At 57.0% G+C, this 17,253-nt stretch carries 16 protein-coding genes; 12 read left to right on the top strand and 4 right to left on the bottom strand.

The features are described from left to right. Nucleotides 1-367 (bottom strand): NCS2 family permease (locus HBH25_RS11935; RefSeq protein ID WP_168084123.1); only part of this gene is annotated, 367 nt, incomplete at its 3' end. Between the two features lie 300 nt (nt 368-667). Here HBH25_RS11935 and HBH25_RS11930 point away from each other — a divergent pair. The 5 genes from HBH25_RS11930 to HBH25_RS11910 all read left to right on the top strand — a co-directional run bounded on the left by HBH25_RS11930 (nt 668) and on the right by HBH25_RS11910 (nt 6,234). Continuing rightward, nucleotides 668-1,000: a hypothetical protein gene (locus HBH25_RS11930; protein WP_168084122.1), complete on the top strand. Its 333-nt coding sequence runs from the start codon at nt 668-670 to the stop codon at nt 998-1,000. 127 nt (nt 1,001-1,127) lie between these two features. After that, nucleotides 1,128-1,646 carry a (2Fe-2S)-binding protein gene (locus tag HBH25_RS11925; protein ID WP_168084121.1) on the top strand — a complete coding sequence of 173 codons (519 nt, stop codon included), beginning with the start codon at nt 1,128-1,130 and terminating at the stop codon, nt 1,644-1,646. Further along, a complete protein-coding gene (locus HBH25_RS11920; protein ID WP_168084120.1) occupies nt 1,643-2,632 on the top strand; it encodes an FAD binding domain-containing protein in 990 nt (329 codons plus the stop codon). The genes HBH25_RS11925 and HBH25_RS11920 overlap by 4 nt, the downstream gene beginning before the upstream one ends. Further along, nucleotides 2,629-4,824 carry a xanthine dehydrogenase family protein molybdopterin-binding subunit gene (locus HBH25_RS11915; protein WP_168084119.1) on the top strand — a complete coding sequence of 732 codons (2,196 nt, stop codon included), beginning with the start codon at nt 2,629-2,631 and terminating at the stop codon, nt 4,822-4,824. Before HBH25_RS11920 ends, HBH25_RS11915 begins: the two co-directional genes overlap by 4 nt. Nucleotides 4,825-5,001: 177 nt before the next feature. Then, nucleotides 5,002-6,234 (top strand): hypothetical protein, encoded by a 1,233-nt coding sequence (locus HBH25_RS11910; RefSeq protein WP_168084118.1) that lies wholly within the window; start codon nt 5,002-5,004, stop codon nt 6,232-6,234. 6 nt (nt 6,235-6,240) lie between these two features. Here HBH25_RS11910 and HBH25_RS11905 read toward each other — a convergent pair whose 3' ends face one another. Continuing rightward, a complete protein-coding gene (locus tag HBH25_RS11905; RefSeq protein WP_168084117.1) occupies nt 6,241-7,500 on the bottom strand; it encodes an MFS transporter in 1,260 nt (419 codons plus the stop codon). Between the two features lie 238 nt (nt 7,501-7,738). Here HBH25_RS11905 and HBH25_RS11900 point away from each other — a divergent pair, with 238 nt between their 5' ends. The 6 genes from HBH25_RS11900 (at nt 7,739) to HBH25_RS11875 (ending at nt 13,353) form a co-directional block, all read left to right on the top strand. Then, entirely contained in the window at nt 7,739-9,172 is a 1,434-nt protein-coding gene (locus HBH25_RS11900) for a cytochrome ubiquinol oxidase subunit I (RefSeq protein ID WP_168084116.1), read from the top strand. Between the two features lie 3 nt (nt 9,173-9,175). Then, entirely contained in the window at nt 9,176-10,183 is a 1,008-nt protein-coding gene (cydB, locus tag HBH25_RS11895; RefSeq protein ID WP_168084115.1) for a cytochrome d ubiquinol oxidase subunit II, read from the top strand. A gap of 12 nt (nt 10,184-10,195) precedes the next feature. Beyond that, complete coding sequence (locus HBH25_RS11890) at nt 10,196-10,342, top strand: DUF2474 domain-containing protein (RefSeq protein ID WP_168084114.1); 147 nt, start codon at nt 10,196-10,198, stop codon at nt 10,340-10,342. Between the two features lie 179 nt (nt 10,343-10,521). Beyond that, complete coding sequence (locus HBH25_RS11885) at nt 10,522-10,893, top strand: GtrA family protein (protein WP_168084113.1); 372 nt, start codon at nt 10,522-10,524, stop codon at nt 10,891-10,893. Then, nucleotides 10,890-11,873, top strand: a complete 984-nt coding sequence (locus tag HBH25_RS11880) for a glycosyltransferase family 2 protein (protein WP_168084112.1) — start codon at nt 10,890-10,892, stop codon at nt 11,871-11,873. Before HBH25_RS11885 ends, HBH25_RS11880 begins: the two co-directional genes overlap by 4 nt. Next, on the top strand, nt 11,860-13,353 hold the full coding sequence (locus HBH25_RS11875) for a hypothetical protein (RefSeq protein ID WP_168084111.1): 1,494 nt from the start codon (nt 11,860-11,862) through the stop codon (nt 13,351-13,353). Before HBH25_RS11880 ends, HBH25_RS11875 begins: the two co-directional genes overlap by 14 nt. Nucleotides 13,354-13,393: 40 nt before the next feature. Here the strand turns inward: HBH25_RS11875 and HBH25_RS11870 are convergent, their stop codons facing one another. Together HBH25_RS11870 and HBH25_RS11865 are read right to left on the bottom strand one after the other, a co-directional pair. After that, on the bottom strand, nt 13,394-14,938 hold the full coding sequence (locus HBH25_RS11870; protein WP_168084110.1) for a glucosyltransferase domain-containing protein: 1,545 nt from the start codon (nt 14,936-14,938) through the stop codon (nt 13,394-13,396). Nucleotides 14,939-15,204: 266 nt separating this feature from the next. Next, entirely contained in the window at nt 15,205-16,329 is a 1,125-nt protein-coding gene (locus HBH25_RS11865) for a methyltransferase (RefSeq protein WP_168084109.1), read from the bottom strand. A 112-nt stretch (nt 16,330-16,441) separates the two neighbouring features. On the opposite strand from HBH25_RS11865, the gene HBH25_RS11860 reads away from it, so the two are divergent. Further along, nucleotides 16,442-17,212 carry a ferredoxin--NADP reductase gene (locus tag HBH25_RS11860; RefSeq protein ID WP_168084108.1) on the top strand — a complete coding sequence of 257 codons (771 nt, stop codon included), beginning with the start codon at nt 16,442-16,444 and terminating at the stop codon, nt 17,210-17,212. Nucleotides 17,213-17,253 lie beyond the last annotated feature (41 nt).

The following is a 17,253-nucleotide window of genomic DNA, read 5'->3' as shown; positions in this document are numbered from 1 at the left end:
TCCATTCGCGGATGCGGAAGATGGACAGCAGGAAGAAGCACACGGCCGAGATGAACACGGCGCCCAGTGCCACTTGCCAGGAGTGGCCCATGTGCAGCACCACGGTGTAGGTGAAGAAGGCGTTCAGACCCATGCCGGGGGCCAATGCGATAGGGTAGTTGGCGATCAGGCCCATGATGGCCGAGCCGATGGCAGCGGCCAGGCAGGTGGCCACGAACACGGCGCCTTTGTCCATGCCGGTGGCGCCCAGGATACTGGGGTTCACGAACAGGATGTAGGCCATGGCCAGGAAGGTGGTGACCCCTGCCAGGATTTCCGTACGCACGTTGGTATTGTGTGCGCTCAATTGAAACAGCCTTTCCAGCATGCCCGCTCCCCTGCGGCGCTCCATAGGCGCCATAAATGATGACCTATCAGCAAAGCATAGCTTTGGCGTAGGCCCCAAAAAAGCCGCGCATCATACCAGCGCAGGCCCCCGTGGTGAACGCACATTGACAGCTGCCGTACCCCCTTTGGCTGATTGCGATCAGCGGTCGCGCTTGCAATGGCGTGTAAGGTGCCTAGGCTAGGACATGATCTGATCCTGCAGCAGGCACTAATGGGCTGTTAAACTGTCCGCTGCGGGAGGTTTGAAGTGTGTTCGCTATCTTTTATAAAGGTTTTTCACATGACGGCTGCTGTGGTCCCTGAGCCCTTTCTTGATCTGTCTGCCAACCTGCTCTATCCCGGGGCTGAAGGTGAAATCGGTAATGGCGGGCTGCCGTCGGCAACTGCAGGCGTGGTGCCGTGCCAGCTCAGGTTTGCAGGGGGTACGAGGGCCAGCGGGGCGTTGCTGGCTGTGGAAGAAAATGGCTGGCTGCTGCTGGTTCACAGCCACCTGACCACCCAGGGCCGGGAAATTCCCGCCAGGGCTTGGGCACTGGAGCAGCCTGAAAATGGCAATGCAGGCTGTTTCCGGGTTCGCTCCATGGTTCCTGCCGGGCCAGTGCCGGTCAGCTGACCGCTAGGCACATCGTTAGGCGGCGTTGTGCCACGCCATTGGGCGGAACGAACCGCTGCACGGGAAAGTCGTAACACGAGTGACGCAGGCGCCCAGACTTGCGCAGATGACCGTGAGGCTTTCCCCCATGAGTGCTCTCTCCCACCGCACTGGCCTGGAGTGCTACGCCAGCCATTCGATCCAGTTCGAGCTCAATGGTCAACGGCAAGCGCTTGATGTGCTGCCTTGGACAACGCTGCTGGACCTGTTACGTGAACAACTCGACCTGGTCGGCAGCAAGAAAGGTTGCGACCATGGCCAATGCGGCGCCTGCACGGTGTTGGTCAATGGCAAGCGGGTCAATGCCTGCCTCACGCTGGCCGTAATGTGTGATGGCGCCAGCCTGACTACCGTCGAAGGCCTGGCCACTGGCGACAACCTGCACCCGCTTCAAACAGCCTTCATCAAGCACGATGCTTTTCAGTGCGGCTACTGTACACCTGGCCAACTGTGCTCGGCGGCAGGTTTGCTCAAAGAAGGGCGGGCCAGCTCGGCAGATGACATCCGTGAGCAAATGAGCGGCAACCTGTGCCGTTGCGGCGCTTACGGAAACATCCTTGCGGCAATCGAAGAGGTGGTTCAGGCACCTGGGGAGGGCGCAGCATGACGCCTTTCAACTACGCACGCGCCACCAATGTTGACGAAGCCCTGGCGCTTTATCAGCCGGGCAGTCGTTTCATTGCCGGTGGCACCAACCTGCTGGACCTGATGAAAGAGAATGTGGTTCGGCCTGAACGGTTGATCGACATCACTCGGTTGCCGCTGCATGAGGTCACTACCCAGGCAGACGACCGTGTACGCATCGGTGCATTGGTCAGCAATGCAGACCTGGCCTATGAGCCCGTGATTCAGAACCGCTATCCGTTGCTTAGTCAGGCCATCCTGGCAGGGGCGTCCCCCCAGCTGCGCAACATGGCCACAACCGGTGGCAACCTGCTCCAGCGCACACGGTGCTATTACTTCTACGACACGGGCGTGCCCTGCAACAAGCGTGAGCCTGGCAGTGGTTGCCCGGCCCGTACAGGCCTGAACCGTATTCATGCAATTTTTGGTGCCAGCGAGCAGTGTGTGGCGACACACCCTTCCGACATGTGCGTGGCCCTGGCGGCCCTCAATGCCAAGGTTGAAGTAAAAGGGAAAGCCGGCGCCCGTGTGATCGATTTTGCGGATTTTCACCGCTTGCCAGGTCAGCAGCCTGAGCGTGATAACCAGTTGGCAGACGATGAATTGATTGTTGCCATTGATCTCCCGGCCGAAGATTTCTCAACGCATAGCCATTACCTCAAGGTGCGGGACCGTGCTTCTTATGCCTTTGCACTGGTGTCCGTTGCCGTTGCGCTGAAAATGGACGGTGATGTTATTCGCGAGGCCAGGGTGGCGCTGGGCGGTGTGGCTCACAAACCATGGCGCAATGCAGAGGTGGAAGCCACCCTGGTAGGGCAGACTGCCGGCCACGAAGCCTTCACAGCAGCAGCGCAGGCCTTGGTAAAGGACGCGCAGCCCTTGGATGGAAACGCATTCAAGGTCAAGCTGGTTCAGCGGGCCATTGTTCGCGCCTTGGATGAAGCGGTAAGCGGAGGAGCACGGTCATGACAGTAGTCGGTAAACCAATGGACCGTGTGGACGGCCTGCTGAAGGTCACCGGTAAGGCACGCTATGCAGGTGAATACCCTGAGCAGGGGTTGCTGTATGGCAGTGTGGTGTCCAGCACCATCGCCGCTGGGCGTGTGGTAAAGATTGACAGCAGCGCTGCCTTGGCGCTGCCAGGTGTTGTGGACGTAATCGACCACAGCAACCGCCCCCCTATGGCCGGTGATGACGAAGACTACTCCGACGACGATGCGGCAGACGGCAAGCCCTTCCGCCCGCTGTACAACGACCGGGTACTTTACAACGGCCAGCCCTTGGCGCTGGTGGTGGCCGAGAACCTGGAGCTGGCACGGCATGCGGCCTCGCTGGTGCGTATCGAGTATGTAACCCATGACTGGTGCTCGGACATGAAGGCCGAATGGGACAAGGCCGCACCTGCACCGGCAGACCTGCCCGAGCCCCGTGGCGATTTCGATGGCGTCTATAACGCCGCTGCCTACCAGGTGGATTCGACCTACGAAACGCCCATCGAACACCACAACCCCATGGAGCCTCACGCCAGCACCGTGATCTACAAGGCCGACGGTACCCTGGAAGTGCACGACAAAACCCAGGGCACTCAGAACTGCCAGAGCTACCTGTGCCAAACGCTAGGGCTGGAAAAAGACAAGGTGCGGGTTTTGGCGGCGTTTGTAGGCGGGGCATTCGGGTCTGGCCTGCGCCCACAATACCAACTGCCACTGGCGGCCATGGCGGCGCTGAAGCTCCGCCGTTCTGTGCGAGTCACCCTCACGCGGCAACAGATGTTCACGTTTGGCTACCGCCCGCGCACTGTTCAGCGCGTGCAGTTGGCCAGCGATGCTGGCGGCAAGCTGCTAGCGGTGGCTCACCACGCTACCGGGCAAACATCCCGCTTCGAGAAGTTTACCGAGCACGTGGTGGAGTGGAGCGGCATGCTCTATCACTGCGAGAACGTGAAGCTCAGCTATGATCTGGTGCCAGTGGACCTGTACACGCCTTTGGACATGCGTGCACCGGGCGCGGCCTTGGGGCTCATCGGCCTGGAATGCGCCATGGATGAACTGGCCGAGCGTGTGAACATGGACCCGGTCACGTTCCGCGAGCTCAACTTTGCAGACAGCAACCTGAACGAAGGCAAGCCTTACTCTAGCAAGGCGCTGATTGCCTGCTACAACGAAGGGCGGGAACGGTTTGGGTGGGACCGCCGCCAAGCCCAGCCTCGCAGCCTGCGCAAGGGTAACAAGTTGGTAGGCCTAGGCATGGCTGGCGGCGTCTGGGAGGCGATGCAAATGCCCGCCAGCGCCAAGGCCAGCCTGGGCAAGGATGGCATGCTCACCGTTAGTACAGCCACCACCGATATCGGCACTGGCACCTATACCGTGCTGACCCAGATCGCAGCCCAGACGGCCGGCCTGCCGCCGGAGCGTGTGAAGATCAAGCTGGGCGATTCCTCGTTGCCGACCGCGCCATTGCAAGGCGGCTCGTTCACCATCTCCTCCGTGGGTACCGCCGTACAGCAAGCCTGTGAAGCCTTGCGTAAGCAGTTGCTGACGGCCGCCGCCAGCATCGATCCGGACTTCGCCACGCTGACCCTAGGCCAAGTGCAATTCACGGACAGTGCGCTGGTATGGGGAGATAAGCAGCTGACCTTCGTCGACCTGGTTCACGCCAGTGGCCAGGATGCAGTAGAGGTTCAGGTCGATGCCGAGCCTGACAAGAAGCGCGAGGCGTATTCTACCGCGACCCATTCGGCAGTCTTTGCAGAAGTGGAAGTGGATGAAGACTTGGGCACCGTTCACGTCACCCGCGTAGTCAGCGCGGTGGCGGCGGGCAATGTGGTAAACCCCAAGACGGCACGCAGCCAGATTCTCGGCGGCGTGGTATGGGGTATCGGCATGGCGTTGCATGAAGAAACGCTAACCGACCATGCGTTGGGCCGGCACATGAACCACAACCTGGCGGAGTACCACATTCCTGTTCAGGCCGATATCGGCCCTATCGACGTGGTTTTTGTGGATGAGCAGGACACCATCGTCAATGCGCTTGGTTCCAAGGGCGTCGGCGAAATCGGCTTGGTAGGCGTTGCGGCGGCGGTGGCCAACGCGGTGTACAACGCAACGGGCAAGCGTGTTCGAGACTTCCCTATCACGCTTGATAAGTTGTTGAGCGAGTAAGCGTACGGGGGCGCCCCTGTACATGCCTAAGCGCCCGCCAGCAGGTTGAAAACCTGTTTGCGGGCGTTGTGGTTTTAGGGTGTTACATGCCTGTTGGTTACTTACCTGGCAGATTGTCAGGCTTCGTTCAAAGCGCTTTTCTGTTATCTATCAAGCTTCTTCTAAAGGAGTCTTGATATGATTAACTTCAACCGCGAAGCGGGTCAATGGCAAACTATCGAATTCGATAACGGCATGGTCTATTCCCTTGCCTTTGCGCCCCAGCTATTAAACGGCGCCTATTATGCAAGCTTTGCGACCAGTGTTGATGAAAGCACTCTCAGCATTGGGCGCTTCGGGCTTGACGGTACGCTTGATACAACCTTCGGAGTAGAAGGGTTTGTTCAGGTGAAGTCCGGTAACGGGGCATTTAGTCGGCATGTGTTGGTAGTGCACGGCTCATCCCCTGAAAGCAGTCGCTTGTTAAGCATCAGTTATTGTTCTATCTCGGCACAGGCATTTGTCTTGATGAAGCAGATGACGCCAGACGGCAAGCCAGATAACAGTTTCGGCGAAAAGGGTGAACGCTGGTTGCCATGGCCGGAAGCCGCATCGGCTGCTCCAGAAAAACAGACGGATGTAGCAGCATCACCGGCACCGATACTTAAAGCAGACGACGGTAAAGCGGCACTCTTTGCAGCACCTAAGCTGGCGCAACTACTGCTTTCCGGAGCATTTGATACTGAATTCAATAAAACAGGTGTGCTGAACAACATAGAATGGGGAGGTCAGACTTTAACGCCGATAGCTTGCGCTTCATTCACAGCACCAGACAAACCAGCCGGTTACTTTTTGGGCGGCCTATGGTTCAGAAGTACGACCTGGCAACCTTTTCTGGCCGTTTATGACGGGCAAGGCAAGCAAGTGCCTTTTGGCGACTTGGGCGTCTGGACAAGGGCAACATTGCCTGGCACTGATCCCGAACTTGACGGGGCTAGCGCTGCGGTTAGTCATGCTTTGCAAGCTGTTTCAGGCGCTGTGTACATCAGTGGTCACCTATCAAAGGGCGGAGGCTATGTGCTCAGGCTTACATCCAATGGGCAAATAGATGCAACGTTCAATCAAGGGGAAGTGGCCCGATTGGACGCGCCAAAATGGGAAGTGTTTGAAGCCGGCCCTTTGGTAGAGTATGAGGGAGGGGTAGTGGTTGCAGTGACCCACAAATCCACTTCAGGTAACGAGCGCCAGCTGCGGTGGGTTCAATTTGATGACAAAGGGCAGAAGGTGGGCGAAGGCGTGTATACCGATATCAACGACCCGTTTTTGCTTGCGCAGACCATAAAGGTGATCGACCAAGGGGTAGAGATAGGCGGTGTGTTCTATCCCAGTAACAAAGCAAGCAGCTTTGTCGCGCGGTATACCACATCCTAAGTACGCCTAGGCGACACCTGCGGTTTCAGCAACTGTAGGCTCCTTCACAGGGGCCTGCATATGGTCCCGGTTGGCCAGGCTAGGGAACAGCTTTATCCAGATACCAGTTACAGCCAATGTCCCCACGCCCCCGATGACCACAGCTGGGGCTGTGCCAAACCAGTGTGCCGTCAGCCCCGATTCGAATTCGCCGAGCTGGTTAGAGGCACCAATAAACAGGCCATTGACCGCACTCACACGCCCACGCATTTCGTCCGGGGTTTCCAATTGGACAAAAGCGCCACGGATCACCATGCTGATCATGTCCGCCGCGCCGAGTACAGCGAGTGTGGCCAGCGAGAACCAGAATGAAGTGGACAGGCCGAATGCGATGGTCGCCACGCCAAACATCCCTACGCCCGCGAACATGATGCGCCCCACCTGCCGCTCGATGGGAAAGCGCGCCAGGTAGAACGACATCAAGAGCGCACCCACGGCCGGCGCTGAGCGCAGCATGCCGAGGCCCCAGGGGCCAGTGAGCAGAATGTCCTTGGCAAACACAGGCAGAAGGGCAGTCGCACCTCCCAGCAGTACGGCGAACAGGTCAAGGGAGATAGCCCCCAGAATGTCTGACCGGCTACGAATAAATCGAATGCCTGCCATCAGCGAGTGCAGCGTGGCCTTGCCGGTAGGCAGCGGCGTGTCTCGCTTGGGCAAACTGAGCATCAAGGTCAATGCGAGCAGATAGAGCACAACGGTTGGCCCGTACACCCATACACTGCCGAGCGCATAAAGAAAGCCTCCCAAGGCAGGGGCAACAATCGTCGCGGTCTGCATGGCTGATGCAGAAGCGGCCACAGCCCGGGGAAACAGGCTGGCTGGCACAATATTGGGAAGCAAAGCCTGCGTGCTAGGCATTTCAAAGGCCCGCGCACCGCCCAAGCAGAAGGCGAGCACAAAAATCATGTCCCGGCTAACGCTGTCCAGGCTGCTCCCCACCACCAGTACCAAGGCCACCACCGCTTGCAAGGTTTGGCAGAGGGCGGCCACCTTGCGTCGGTCGTAACGGTCGGCCACGTGGCCGGTGTGCAACATGAACAGTACCCGTGGTGCAAATTCCACCAAGCCAACCAAGCCTAGGTCCAGCACGCTACCGGTCAACTGGTACAGGTGCCAGCCAATGGCCACAGTTAGCATCTGAAAGCCGCTGGCCGTACATACACGTGCAAGCCAGAAGGCAAGAAAAGGACGGTGGTGCCGTAGCAACAGGGGGGGCGAAGTCGCCATGGGCCGGCGTCTACCTCAGCAAGGCAAGGGAAGTCAGCAGCCTATCACTAGTCTGAAACAAAAAGTTGCAGGTTTTTTACAGAATGGCTTGCACTAAACGCGCCGTTTTGAAACGGGTGAGGCAATTGGTCACGCGGCACTGCACCGCAGCGTGAATCCAGTGGAACAGGGCTACGCTATGCACTGTCATTGATTTACATCAATGCCGTGATTCTCGCCGCCTGTCAGAGGAAACCCTATGTTTGGTTCGGAGGCGCTAGACCTCGCCCGCATCCAATTTGCCTTTACTGTCTCCTTCCACATCATGTTCCCGGCCATCACCATTGGCTTGGCGAGCTACCTGGCGGTTCTGGAGGGCATGTGGCTGAAGAGCGGCAATAGCGTATATAAAGAGCTTTATCACTACTGGTCGAAGATCTTTGCCGTGAATTTCGGCATGGGTGTGGTATCGGGCCTTGTCATGGCTTACCAGTTCGGCACCAACTGGAGTCGCTTCTCGGACTTCGCAGGCGCGGTAACCGGGCCGCTGCTCACCTATGAGGTATTGACGGCATTCTTCCTGGAAGCAGGTTTCCTGGGCGTAATGCTGTTCGGCTGGAACCGTGTAGGGCGCGGGTTGCACTTTTTTGCGACCGTAATGGTAGCCATCGGCACGCTGATTTCTACCTTCTGGATTCTGGCCTCCAACAGCTGGATGCAGACCCCGCAAGGGTATGAAATCGTCGACGGGCGCATCGTGCCTGCAGACTGGATGGCCATCATCTTCAACCCATCCTTCCCGTATCGCCTGGCCCACATGGCCACCGCTGCGTTCGTGGCTACAGCGTTTTTCGTAGGGGCTTCTGCTGCCTGGCACCTGTTGCGTGGCCGGAACAACCCGACCGTACGCAAGATGTTTTCCATGGCCATGTGGATGGCACTGATCGTTGCGCCTGTGCAGGCCATGCTGGGCGACATGCACGGCCTTAACACCCTTGAACATCAACCGGCCAAAATTGCAGCGATCGAAGGCCATTGGGAAAATGCGGACAACGGGCCTACCCCGCTCGTGCTGTTCGGTTGGCCCGACATGGAAGCGGAGAAAACTCGCTTTGCGGTAGAAATTCCGTACCTGGGCAGCTTGATCCTTACCCACAGCCTGGATAAGCAGATCCCAGCGCTCAAAAGCTTCCCGAAGGAAGACCGCCCCAACTCCACGATCATCTTCTGGTCCTTCCGCGTAATGGCAGGCCTGGGCATGCTGATGATCGCCGTAGGCCTGTGGAGCCTGTGGCTACGCTGGCGCGGCAAGCTGTACGACTCGCGGCTGTTCTTGCGCCTGGCTCTGTTCATGGGGCCATCAGGGATCATCGCCTTGCTGGCAGGCTGGTTCACAACCGAGATTGGCCGCCAGCCATGGGTGGTGTATGGCCTGATGCGTACGGCCAACGCCTCATCAAACCATGATGTGGGGCAAATGAGCTTCACCTTGGCCATGTTCGTGCTGGTGTACTTCGCCGTGTTTGGCGTGGGCTTTGGTTACATGATGCGGCTGGTACGGCGCGGGCCAAAAGCTGCAGAGCCGCACAGCCATGGTGGCCCTGGGCAGACCCGCACACCTGCAAGGCCTCTGTCTGCCGCCCATGAAGAAAACGAACAAGACCACCACGCGACCCCGAGCGAGAGGAACTGAGCCATGGGCATCGATCTTTCTTTGATCTGGGCCATCATCATCATCTTTGGTGTGATGATGTATGTGGTGATGGACGGGTTTGACCTGGGCATCGGCATTCTTTTCCCGTTTACGCCCAAGAACCAAGACCGTGACGTGATGATGAACACGGTCGCCCCTGTCTGGGACGGTAACGAGACCTGGCTGGTACTGGGTGGGGCAGGGCTGTTTGCAGCGTTCCCGCTGGCCTACGCCGTGGTGTTGTCAGCGCTATATATTCCGCTGATCCTGATGCTGATCGGGTTGATCTTCCGAGGTGTGGCGTTCGAGTTTCGCTTCAAGGCCAAGATGGACAAGCAACATATCTGGGACAAGGCGTTCATCGGCGGCTCACTGCTGGCCACATTCTCCCAAGGCGTTGCACTGGGGGCTTACATCGACGGTATCAAGGTGGTGGGGCGTGCCTATGCCGGTGGCCCATTCGACTGGCTCACACCTTTCTCACTGTTCTGTGGCCTGGGGTTGATTGCGGCCTATGCCATGCTGGGCTGCACCTGGCTGATCATGAAAACCGGTGGTGAGCTTCAGGAACGCATGCACCAGTTGGCCAAGCCATTGACCTTCGTATTGTTGGCATTTGTAGGGGCTGTCAGCATCTGGACCCCCCTGGCCCATGGCGCTATCGCCACCCGCTGGTTCACCTTGCCCAACCTGTTCTGGTTCCTGCCCGTGCCTATCCTGGTTGTGGTCGCGACCATTGGCCTGATCAAAGCCGTGGCACAGAAAGCGCATTACATGCCGTTTCTGCTGACATTGCTGTTGATCTTCCTGGGCTACAGCGGTTTGGGCATTAGCCTGTGGCCCAACATCATCCCGCCAGCCGTAAGCATCTGGGATGCCGCCTCGCCGCCCCAAAGCCAGGCCTTTGTACTGGTGGGCACCCTGTTCATTCTGCCTTGCATCCTGGTGTATACCTTCTGGAGCTATTACGTGTTCCGAGGCAAGGTCACCATCGACGACGGCTACCACTAGGGAGGCGTGCTCATGACCAAGCCAGTGGAAACGAAGAAACCGCTATGGCAACGCGTGGGCTGGCTGGTCCTTATCTGGGTGGCCAGCGTAGTCAGCCTTGGCCTGGTGGCCGGGCTGCTACGGCTGCTGATGGCAGCCGCAGGGATGCGAAGCCACTAAAAACATTCCTTTCTTTATGCCCGCGCTCCAGCGGGCTTTTTTATGAGGTTTATCTGCTAGCGCATTAGTACTGAAAAAGGCAAACAGCCAAACCTAGCAGTTCTATCAAGTTATCCTGGCTGACATCCATTGATAGGCTGCATGGGCTCGCCTTCAAAGGCTTTCAGGTGTGTTGTCATATGGATGAGTTGCCTTCCTTCCTTCGCTATGTGTGCATAGGCGTTATCAATACGACGCTTCACGCGGCAGTATTCTTTTGCTTGATCCAGGCGGACGTGGCTGATCAAAGCCTGGCAAACCTCTGTGGCTTTCTGCTCGCGGCAACCTTTAGCTATATGGCTAACGCGCGCTGGACGTTTCGCAGCCAACTTTCCTTTCGACGCTACCTCTTGTTTACCTCTTTCCTGGCCCTGCTTGCGTTCGGGCTAGGGAAAGTAGCTCAGCCGCTGGGCTGGCCGCCTTTCTACACCTTCTGCCTGTTCAGTGGGTTGAGTTTGATCCTGGGGTATACGTTTGCCCGTATTCTTGTATTTGGGGGGCAGGTTCGATGAGCCGGATATCGCTGGTAGTCCCCGTTTTCAACGAAGAAGCCGCAATACCTCTATTTTATGAAGCCGTGATGCACATGGCGGGCGAACAATGCCATACGTTCGAGATCGTCTTTATAAACGACGGCAGTACCGATGGCACGCAGAGCGCCGTCGAGCATCTTATAGCCAAAGACGCAGCGGTACTGTTGATCAATCTTAGCCGAAACTTTGGCAAGGAATCTGCCTTGTTGGCGGGCCTGGAACACAGTAGCGGTGAAGCGGTAATCCCTATCGATGTAGACCTCCAGGACCCTGTGGAGCTGATTCCGCGCTTGATCGAGCAGTGGCAGAAAGGCGCTGACATTGTGTTGGCCAAACGCATCGATCGCAGAAGCGACAGCCTGCTCAAGCGTAAGACAGCCGCCTGGTTCTATCGGCTTAATAACGCCATTAGCCAGAACCCTATCGAAGAAAACGTTGGGGACTTCAGGCTCTTGTCACGCAAGACAGTTGAGCAGCTCAAGGCTATGCCCGAGCGCAACCTTTTCATGAAGGGGCTGATGCATTGGGTGGGTGGGCGTTGCGCCATTGTCGAGTACTCACGGCCGGGGCGTATCGCCGGAAGTTCCAAGTTCAATGCCTGGAAGCTATGGAATCTGGCGTTAGAGGGTATTACGTCCTTTTCCACGCTTCCGCTCAGGGTCTGGACATACGTGGGTGCAGTGATCGCACTGTCCGCCCTGCTTTACGCCGGGTGGACAGTGGCTTCCACACTTATCTGGGGAAATGCTGTAGCAGGTTACCCCTCCCTTATGGCGGCGTTGCTTTTCCTGGGCGGGGCTCAGCTCATAGGCATTGGCGTGCTAGGTGAATACGTAGGCCGCATTTATGCCGAGGCCAAGTCGCGGCCTCGTTACCTGGTGGATAGCGTTTTGCGCCAGGAACACGTGCACACCTCGCAATGTTCAACGCAATCCGGAGAAACCCATGAAAACCAGTGATCCGCTGTCACCAAAACTGGTGACTAGCCTGTTGTCCACCTGGCAAGCCGCCGGCTTTTTCTTCGCTGCACTCACCTGCTATAGCGTGCCATTGATACTGGATAACTACCCTGCGATAGATGCACCGTCCCGCACCGGATTGGCGACGTCGTTGTGGTCTGAAGAGGGGCGCACGTTAAGTTTGTACCTGATGCACGCATTGAACTGGAGCACGCCAACGCTGGACGTGTTTCCGTTATCGCTGCTTCTGGCCATAGTGATCATGACCTGTGCGCTTTGTCGCTTGGCGCATCGCTGGTTTTCCAGCCCTACAGTGATGCAATGCACATTACTACTTCCCCTCTGGTACAACCCTTATTTTTTGCCTGTACTTTCGTGGCACGAGGCTTGTATTCCGATAACGCTGTCAATGGCCATGGCGGTCATTGCCATTACGTATCAACATCGCATTGGCCTCTTCCATTGGGGCTTTTCCTGCATATTGGTCATGGCGGGGATGAGTGTTCATGTAGCGATGCTCAACCTATTTCTCGGCCTGGCGTGTGTGGATGTGCTCCAGCGTGCCCATGCCCAGCCTGGTAACCGTGAGGCCAGGGTCTTGGCCCTGCATCACATCAAGGTCGCTGCAGGTGCTGTTTCGCTGTACTTATTGGTAGGTGGGGTCGTCGCGCCTGAGCAGGTAGGGTTGGCATGGCCGACCCTGGATTCGTTCATCGCACGATCCAGTGTTGTCGCTCATACCCTGGCGTTGTTCATCACGCCACTCAATGCTGTGATCTTCAGCACCGTGGCAGTGGTAGCGGTGGCTGGCTGGTGGGTCGTGTTTTACCAGGCAGGCCATGTTTTCATCGGCGCACGGGCGCCTCACTTCTTACTGTGCGGTTTGAGCGGAGCCGGGCTTGTCTGGGCCACTGGTGGAGTGACGCTGTTTTCCAGGCAGACTGGGCTTACGCTTGATCCATTGGCAATGATCGGTGCTGCCCCGCTGATGGTCGGCCTGCTGTGCCTTGCCTACGTAGGGCTGGTAAGGATACGGCCCGGGCTGACCTTGGCCCTTTATGCACCTCTGTTCTGCTTCCTATCCTTCGCCTATGCGTATGGGCAAATAGTACGAGACAAACACGACCAGGAAAGCTTCACACGGGACCTTGTAGCGGCCGACCTTTTGAATCACAGTGCATTGTTTCACGCTCGGGAAACAATCATTCTACGCGAAAGTAACGACCCTCTTTTTTCGCCGGTATGCTTGCGAAAAGGTCAGCCCCTCATGGACTATTTGTCCAATGATCATTACATGATGCTACCAGAGCACTTGGCCAAGCGAGGCCTGAACAACGTTCGCCTTCAACCTATTCACGCTGCCGTGCCCCCGTCAGAGCCTATACTGATCAGGCCCTTTTATCGCCTTTATCTCGAAAACGAACTGGCCTATGTGCGTCTCACCCCTACCAACACGCGGCTGGACTGCCGCTTTCTGTAGAGCGTATGAACGGCCAAGCAGCTGATAATTGGGAGGTCGCTCACTCCCACATGAAGTTTCTAGGCATGGAGCAAGTGGGCGATTTGAAATCGAAGACTGCAGTGCTTTGGTAGACGTATAGCCTATAGATGCAGTTTGAAGATACCGCTTTTTCAGGTGTATGGGATATGATGTCATTTGTAGTGGTGGCGAGGTGGTGGAAAACCATCTGCTTATCCATGAAGCCATAATAACCAAAGTCACCGTTTTCACTGAATGTGGGGAATACAATGCTTTTCAGCAAAGGGTAATTAAGTAATGCAGGTCCGGTGCTAGGGGCTCTTGGGCTAGTGCCTATGAAGCTTAATTGACTGTAGTTCTCAATGCCAATCCTCGAAAGGTCGCCTCGCATATTAATGGCAATGCCTTCATCGAAGGTGTGCTGGTTAATAACCGCTCTAAACGCAGACATCATGAAAACTGCAGAAAAAACCAGGTACAACAAAAGAAGCCCTGCTATTGCTGGTTTTACCCTCGGCCATGCGGCGCAAGCTACGCTTGCATTGAAGATAAGTGCTGACGAAAATGCAGTGAACACCCTAGGGTCTAAAGGGGGATTTTTCAATACGAGAAGCACGCCCATTATCCCCAGCATCACGGCAAATGGGGCTAAAGCGCAGAACAACGCGCGGCTGTAACGGTACCCTGTGCTCAGCTTCATGTTTAGCTGTTGGGCACCAACCCACCAGCACGCCAGCGTGCCGATGATGAACAATGCGGCCACAGGCCACAGGCTTAAACCAGGAAAGGCCAGCAGGCCGTAAGCGTAGGCTTTGGTCAGGTTACTTTCTAGCTGTGCAAGCCCTGCCACTGTCGGCTCTATCGACGCGCCTCTTGCCTGGTTCCAGTCATCGATCACGTAATAAGGAACGACCAAAGTTTTATAGGCTACCAGCGCTAGTACGAAAGCAAGGATGATTGCTATGAGGGGTTTTATATTTTTTTCAAGCGCTTCACCTCCTGCCGCAAGCAGGAGCGTGCCGCTTAGCAGTATGTGTATGAGGCTGTAGTTTATCGAGGTTTGATAAAGGCAGAGCGCTGCCAGGTATAAAACCCAGCTAAAGGCAAACTGAGCGACGTAATGCTCGCTGATTCTCACTGTTCCTGCAATGCTCAGGCCAACGCCGAGTAAAATAGGCAAGCAGTCGAAGGTATAAAGTAGAGGTTGGCAAATGAATGGGCTTAGCACTATACACAATGAATAGAATACGGCCATGCCGGGAGAGGCATGGGTCAAGCGCTCCATGGCCAGGGAGAGTATTAGTGCTAGGCTTGCCAAGCCTAGTACTAAAAACAAGGGGGATGTATCACTGACCACAGTAGAATAGCTGATGGCTTTTGCTAGCCATACAGCTAATGGCCTACCGTTGTTTGCCCAGTAGTCTATCCTTCCCCCAACAAGCCTGGAAAAGTCATCAAGGTAATAGACGCCGCCGGGCAGAAGTGGAAGGCAAACAACCAGGGAAATCGAAAGTAATAAGAGAAAATTCCGAGTTAGAATTTTTCTGTTATTGATGAGTATATGGCCATTCCAGGAGCCGAGCATTAGCTTCCTCCTAGTGGGTAGCCAAAGCATGCGATGCCATAATCCGAGTCTGTAGTTACAGGCCGAACCATGAGTGTATTTACGTCAGGCTCGAACCCTGGAGCAGGAATGGGCGCAATGCCGTCTTCTCCGTACGATTTATCAAGTTCGCCAGCGGTACCTTTTGTCATTTTTGCAAACTCCGTATAGGGGCTTGCAAACGCTACGCCAGGGGCTGCCTTGCCGGTAGCTGGCAATCTGATAGGTACCTGATAGGCAATACCTAATTATTTACGCGCTTTTAACACCACAAACTTTGGATTAGCGGCTACTTGCTCTACCCCGCGGAACAGCCGCGCCAGCTTGGTGTGGTAGCCCAGGTGACGATTGCCGACGATGTACAGCGCGCCGCCCGTGACCAGTGCTTCCCTGGCCTGCTGGAACATGCGCCAGGCCAGGAAGTCACCTACCACCTGCTGCTGATGGAAGGGCGGGTTGCAGAGCACTACGTCCAGTGAGCCTGCAGGTTGGTCGGCCAGGCCATCACCGGGGCGGATGTCCACTTCGCGATCGCCCAGCGCCGCCACCCAGTTTTCCCGTGCCGATTGCACCGCCATATAGGACTCATCCACCAGCGTGTAATGGGCGTTCGGGTTGGCCAAGGCGCTGACGATAGCCAGCACGCCATTGCCGCAGCCCAGGTCTGCGACCTTTGCGTTACCCAGGTTGCGAGGCAGGTGGGGCAGGAAGGCGCGGGTGCCAATGTCCAAGCCATCGCGGCAGAACACGTTGGCGTGGTTGATGAGCGTAAGCGGCGGCGTGTCCAATTGGTAGCGAGTAGGGTAGGGGGACTGGGCAGGCTCTCGGGGTTGGTAGGTGGCTGTCAGCAGCCGAGCTTTTTTCACGGCCAGCGATGCCTGAACAGGGCCTATGTAGGTTTCCAGCAAATCGCCAGCAGCCCGCGGCAGGTGCTTGATCATGGCGCCAGCTACTACCTGAGTGCCGGCAGTGAGGTGAGGCTGCAAGCGAATCAACTGCTCTTTAAGCAGCGCGAGGGTCTTGGGCACACGCACCAGCACGTAGTCGAACCTGCCTTCGAAAGGCTCGCTGGCCGGGCGAAGGGTTAACGCGTCATAGGGCTGATGGTTGCGTGCCAGGTTCTTGTTCAGTGCCAGTGCACCCAAGTGCGAGTCGCCGCTACTGACTACCTCGAAACGCCCTGCCAGGCTGATTGCCAAGGCGCCAAAGCTGTCATTGAGCACCAGTACGCGGGTGCTCGGGGGCAACGGCTGCGCTGCCAGGTTCGCCAGCAAGTAGTCGTCGGCAGCATCAAACGCGTACAACGGTTCGTTGGCCATTTCCGGCTGGCGAACCAGGTCGAGGTGGGCGAAAGCGTTGTCGAAGCGGGGCATGCGAGCACTCAAACGTGAAAAAAGAAGAATTCTACGGGCTTTCCACACAGGCCGTCGGTGTTTGTAAGGGCACGATTGCGCCACACTATGCAGCACGAGACGTGGAGGTTTCATGAGCGACGAGAAATTCACCCGCCAGCGCCTGCTGGCCGTGCACACCCTGACCCCGAACCTGTTTACGCTACGCACCACCCGTGATGCAGGCTTTCGCTTCCAGGCTGGGCAGTTCGCTCGCCTGGGTGTGGCCAAGGCCGATGGCAGTGTGGTGTGGCGGGCCTATTCGATGGTCTCTTCGCCCTATGATGAGTTTCTTGAGTTCTTTTCGGTGGTGGTGCCGGGCGGCGAGTTCACCAGTGAGTTGTCGCGCCTAGGGGTAGGGGACGAACTGCTGGTGGAGCGGCAGGCGTTTGGTTATTTAACCTTGGACCGTTTCGTGGACGGTCGGGACCTTTGGCTGTTAGCCACGGGCACAGGCCTGGCGCCTTTCTTATCCATCTTGCAGGGTTTCGAGGCCTGGGAGCGGTTCGAGCAGATCTTTCTTGTCTATAGCGCTCGGCATGGCCAAGACCTGGCGTATGGGGAGTTGATTTCCGGGCTAGAGCAACGTGACTACCTGGCCGAGTACGCGGGCAAGCTCACGTTCATTCCCTTGGTAAGCCGTGAGCCTTGGCCGGGGGCCTTGCAAGGGCGGATTACCAATGCGATTAGCGACGGCACGCTTGAACACGCTGCCGGCACCTTACTATCGCCTGAGCATTCGCGGGTCATGATCTGTGGCAACCCGGACATGGTAGACGAAACCCGTACACTGCTGAAGGCTCGCGACATGAACCTGAGCCTGAGCCGCCGCCCTGGTGCTGTGGCCGTGGAGACCTACTGGTAGAAAGCCGCTAGGCCCTGCAAGCCATCGCCTGCCCCAGGCGT

The sequence above is a fragment of the Pseudomonas quercus genome, from assembly GCF_012033695.1.
In the GTDB taxonomy this organism is placed as follows: Bacteria; Pseudomonadota; Gammaproteobacteria; order Pseudomonadales; family Pseudomonadaceae; genus Aquipseudomonas; species Aquipseudomonas quercus.
Note: the sequence above shows the minus strand (reverse complement) of the source record. Positions and strands in the feature narration are given on the sequence as shown.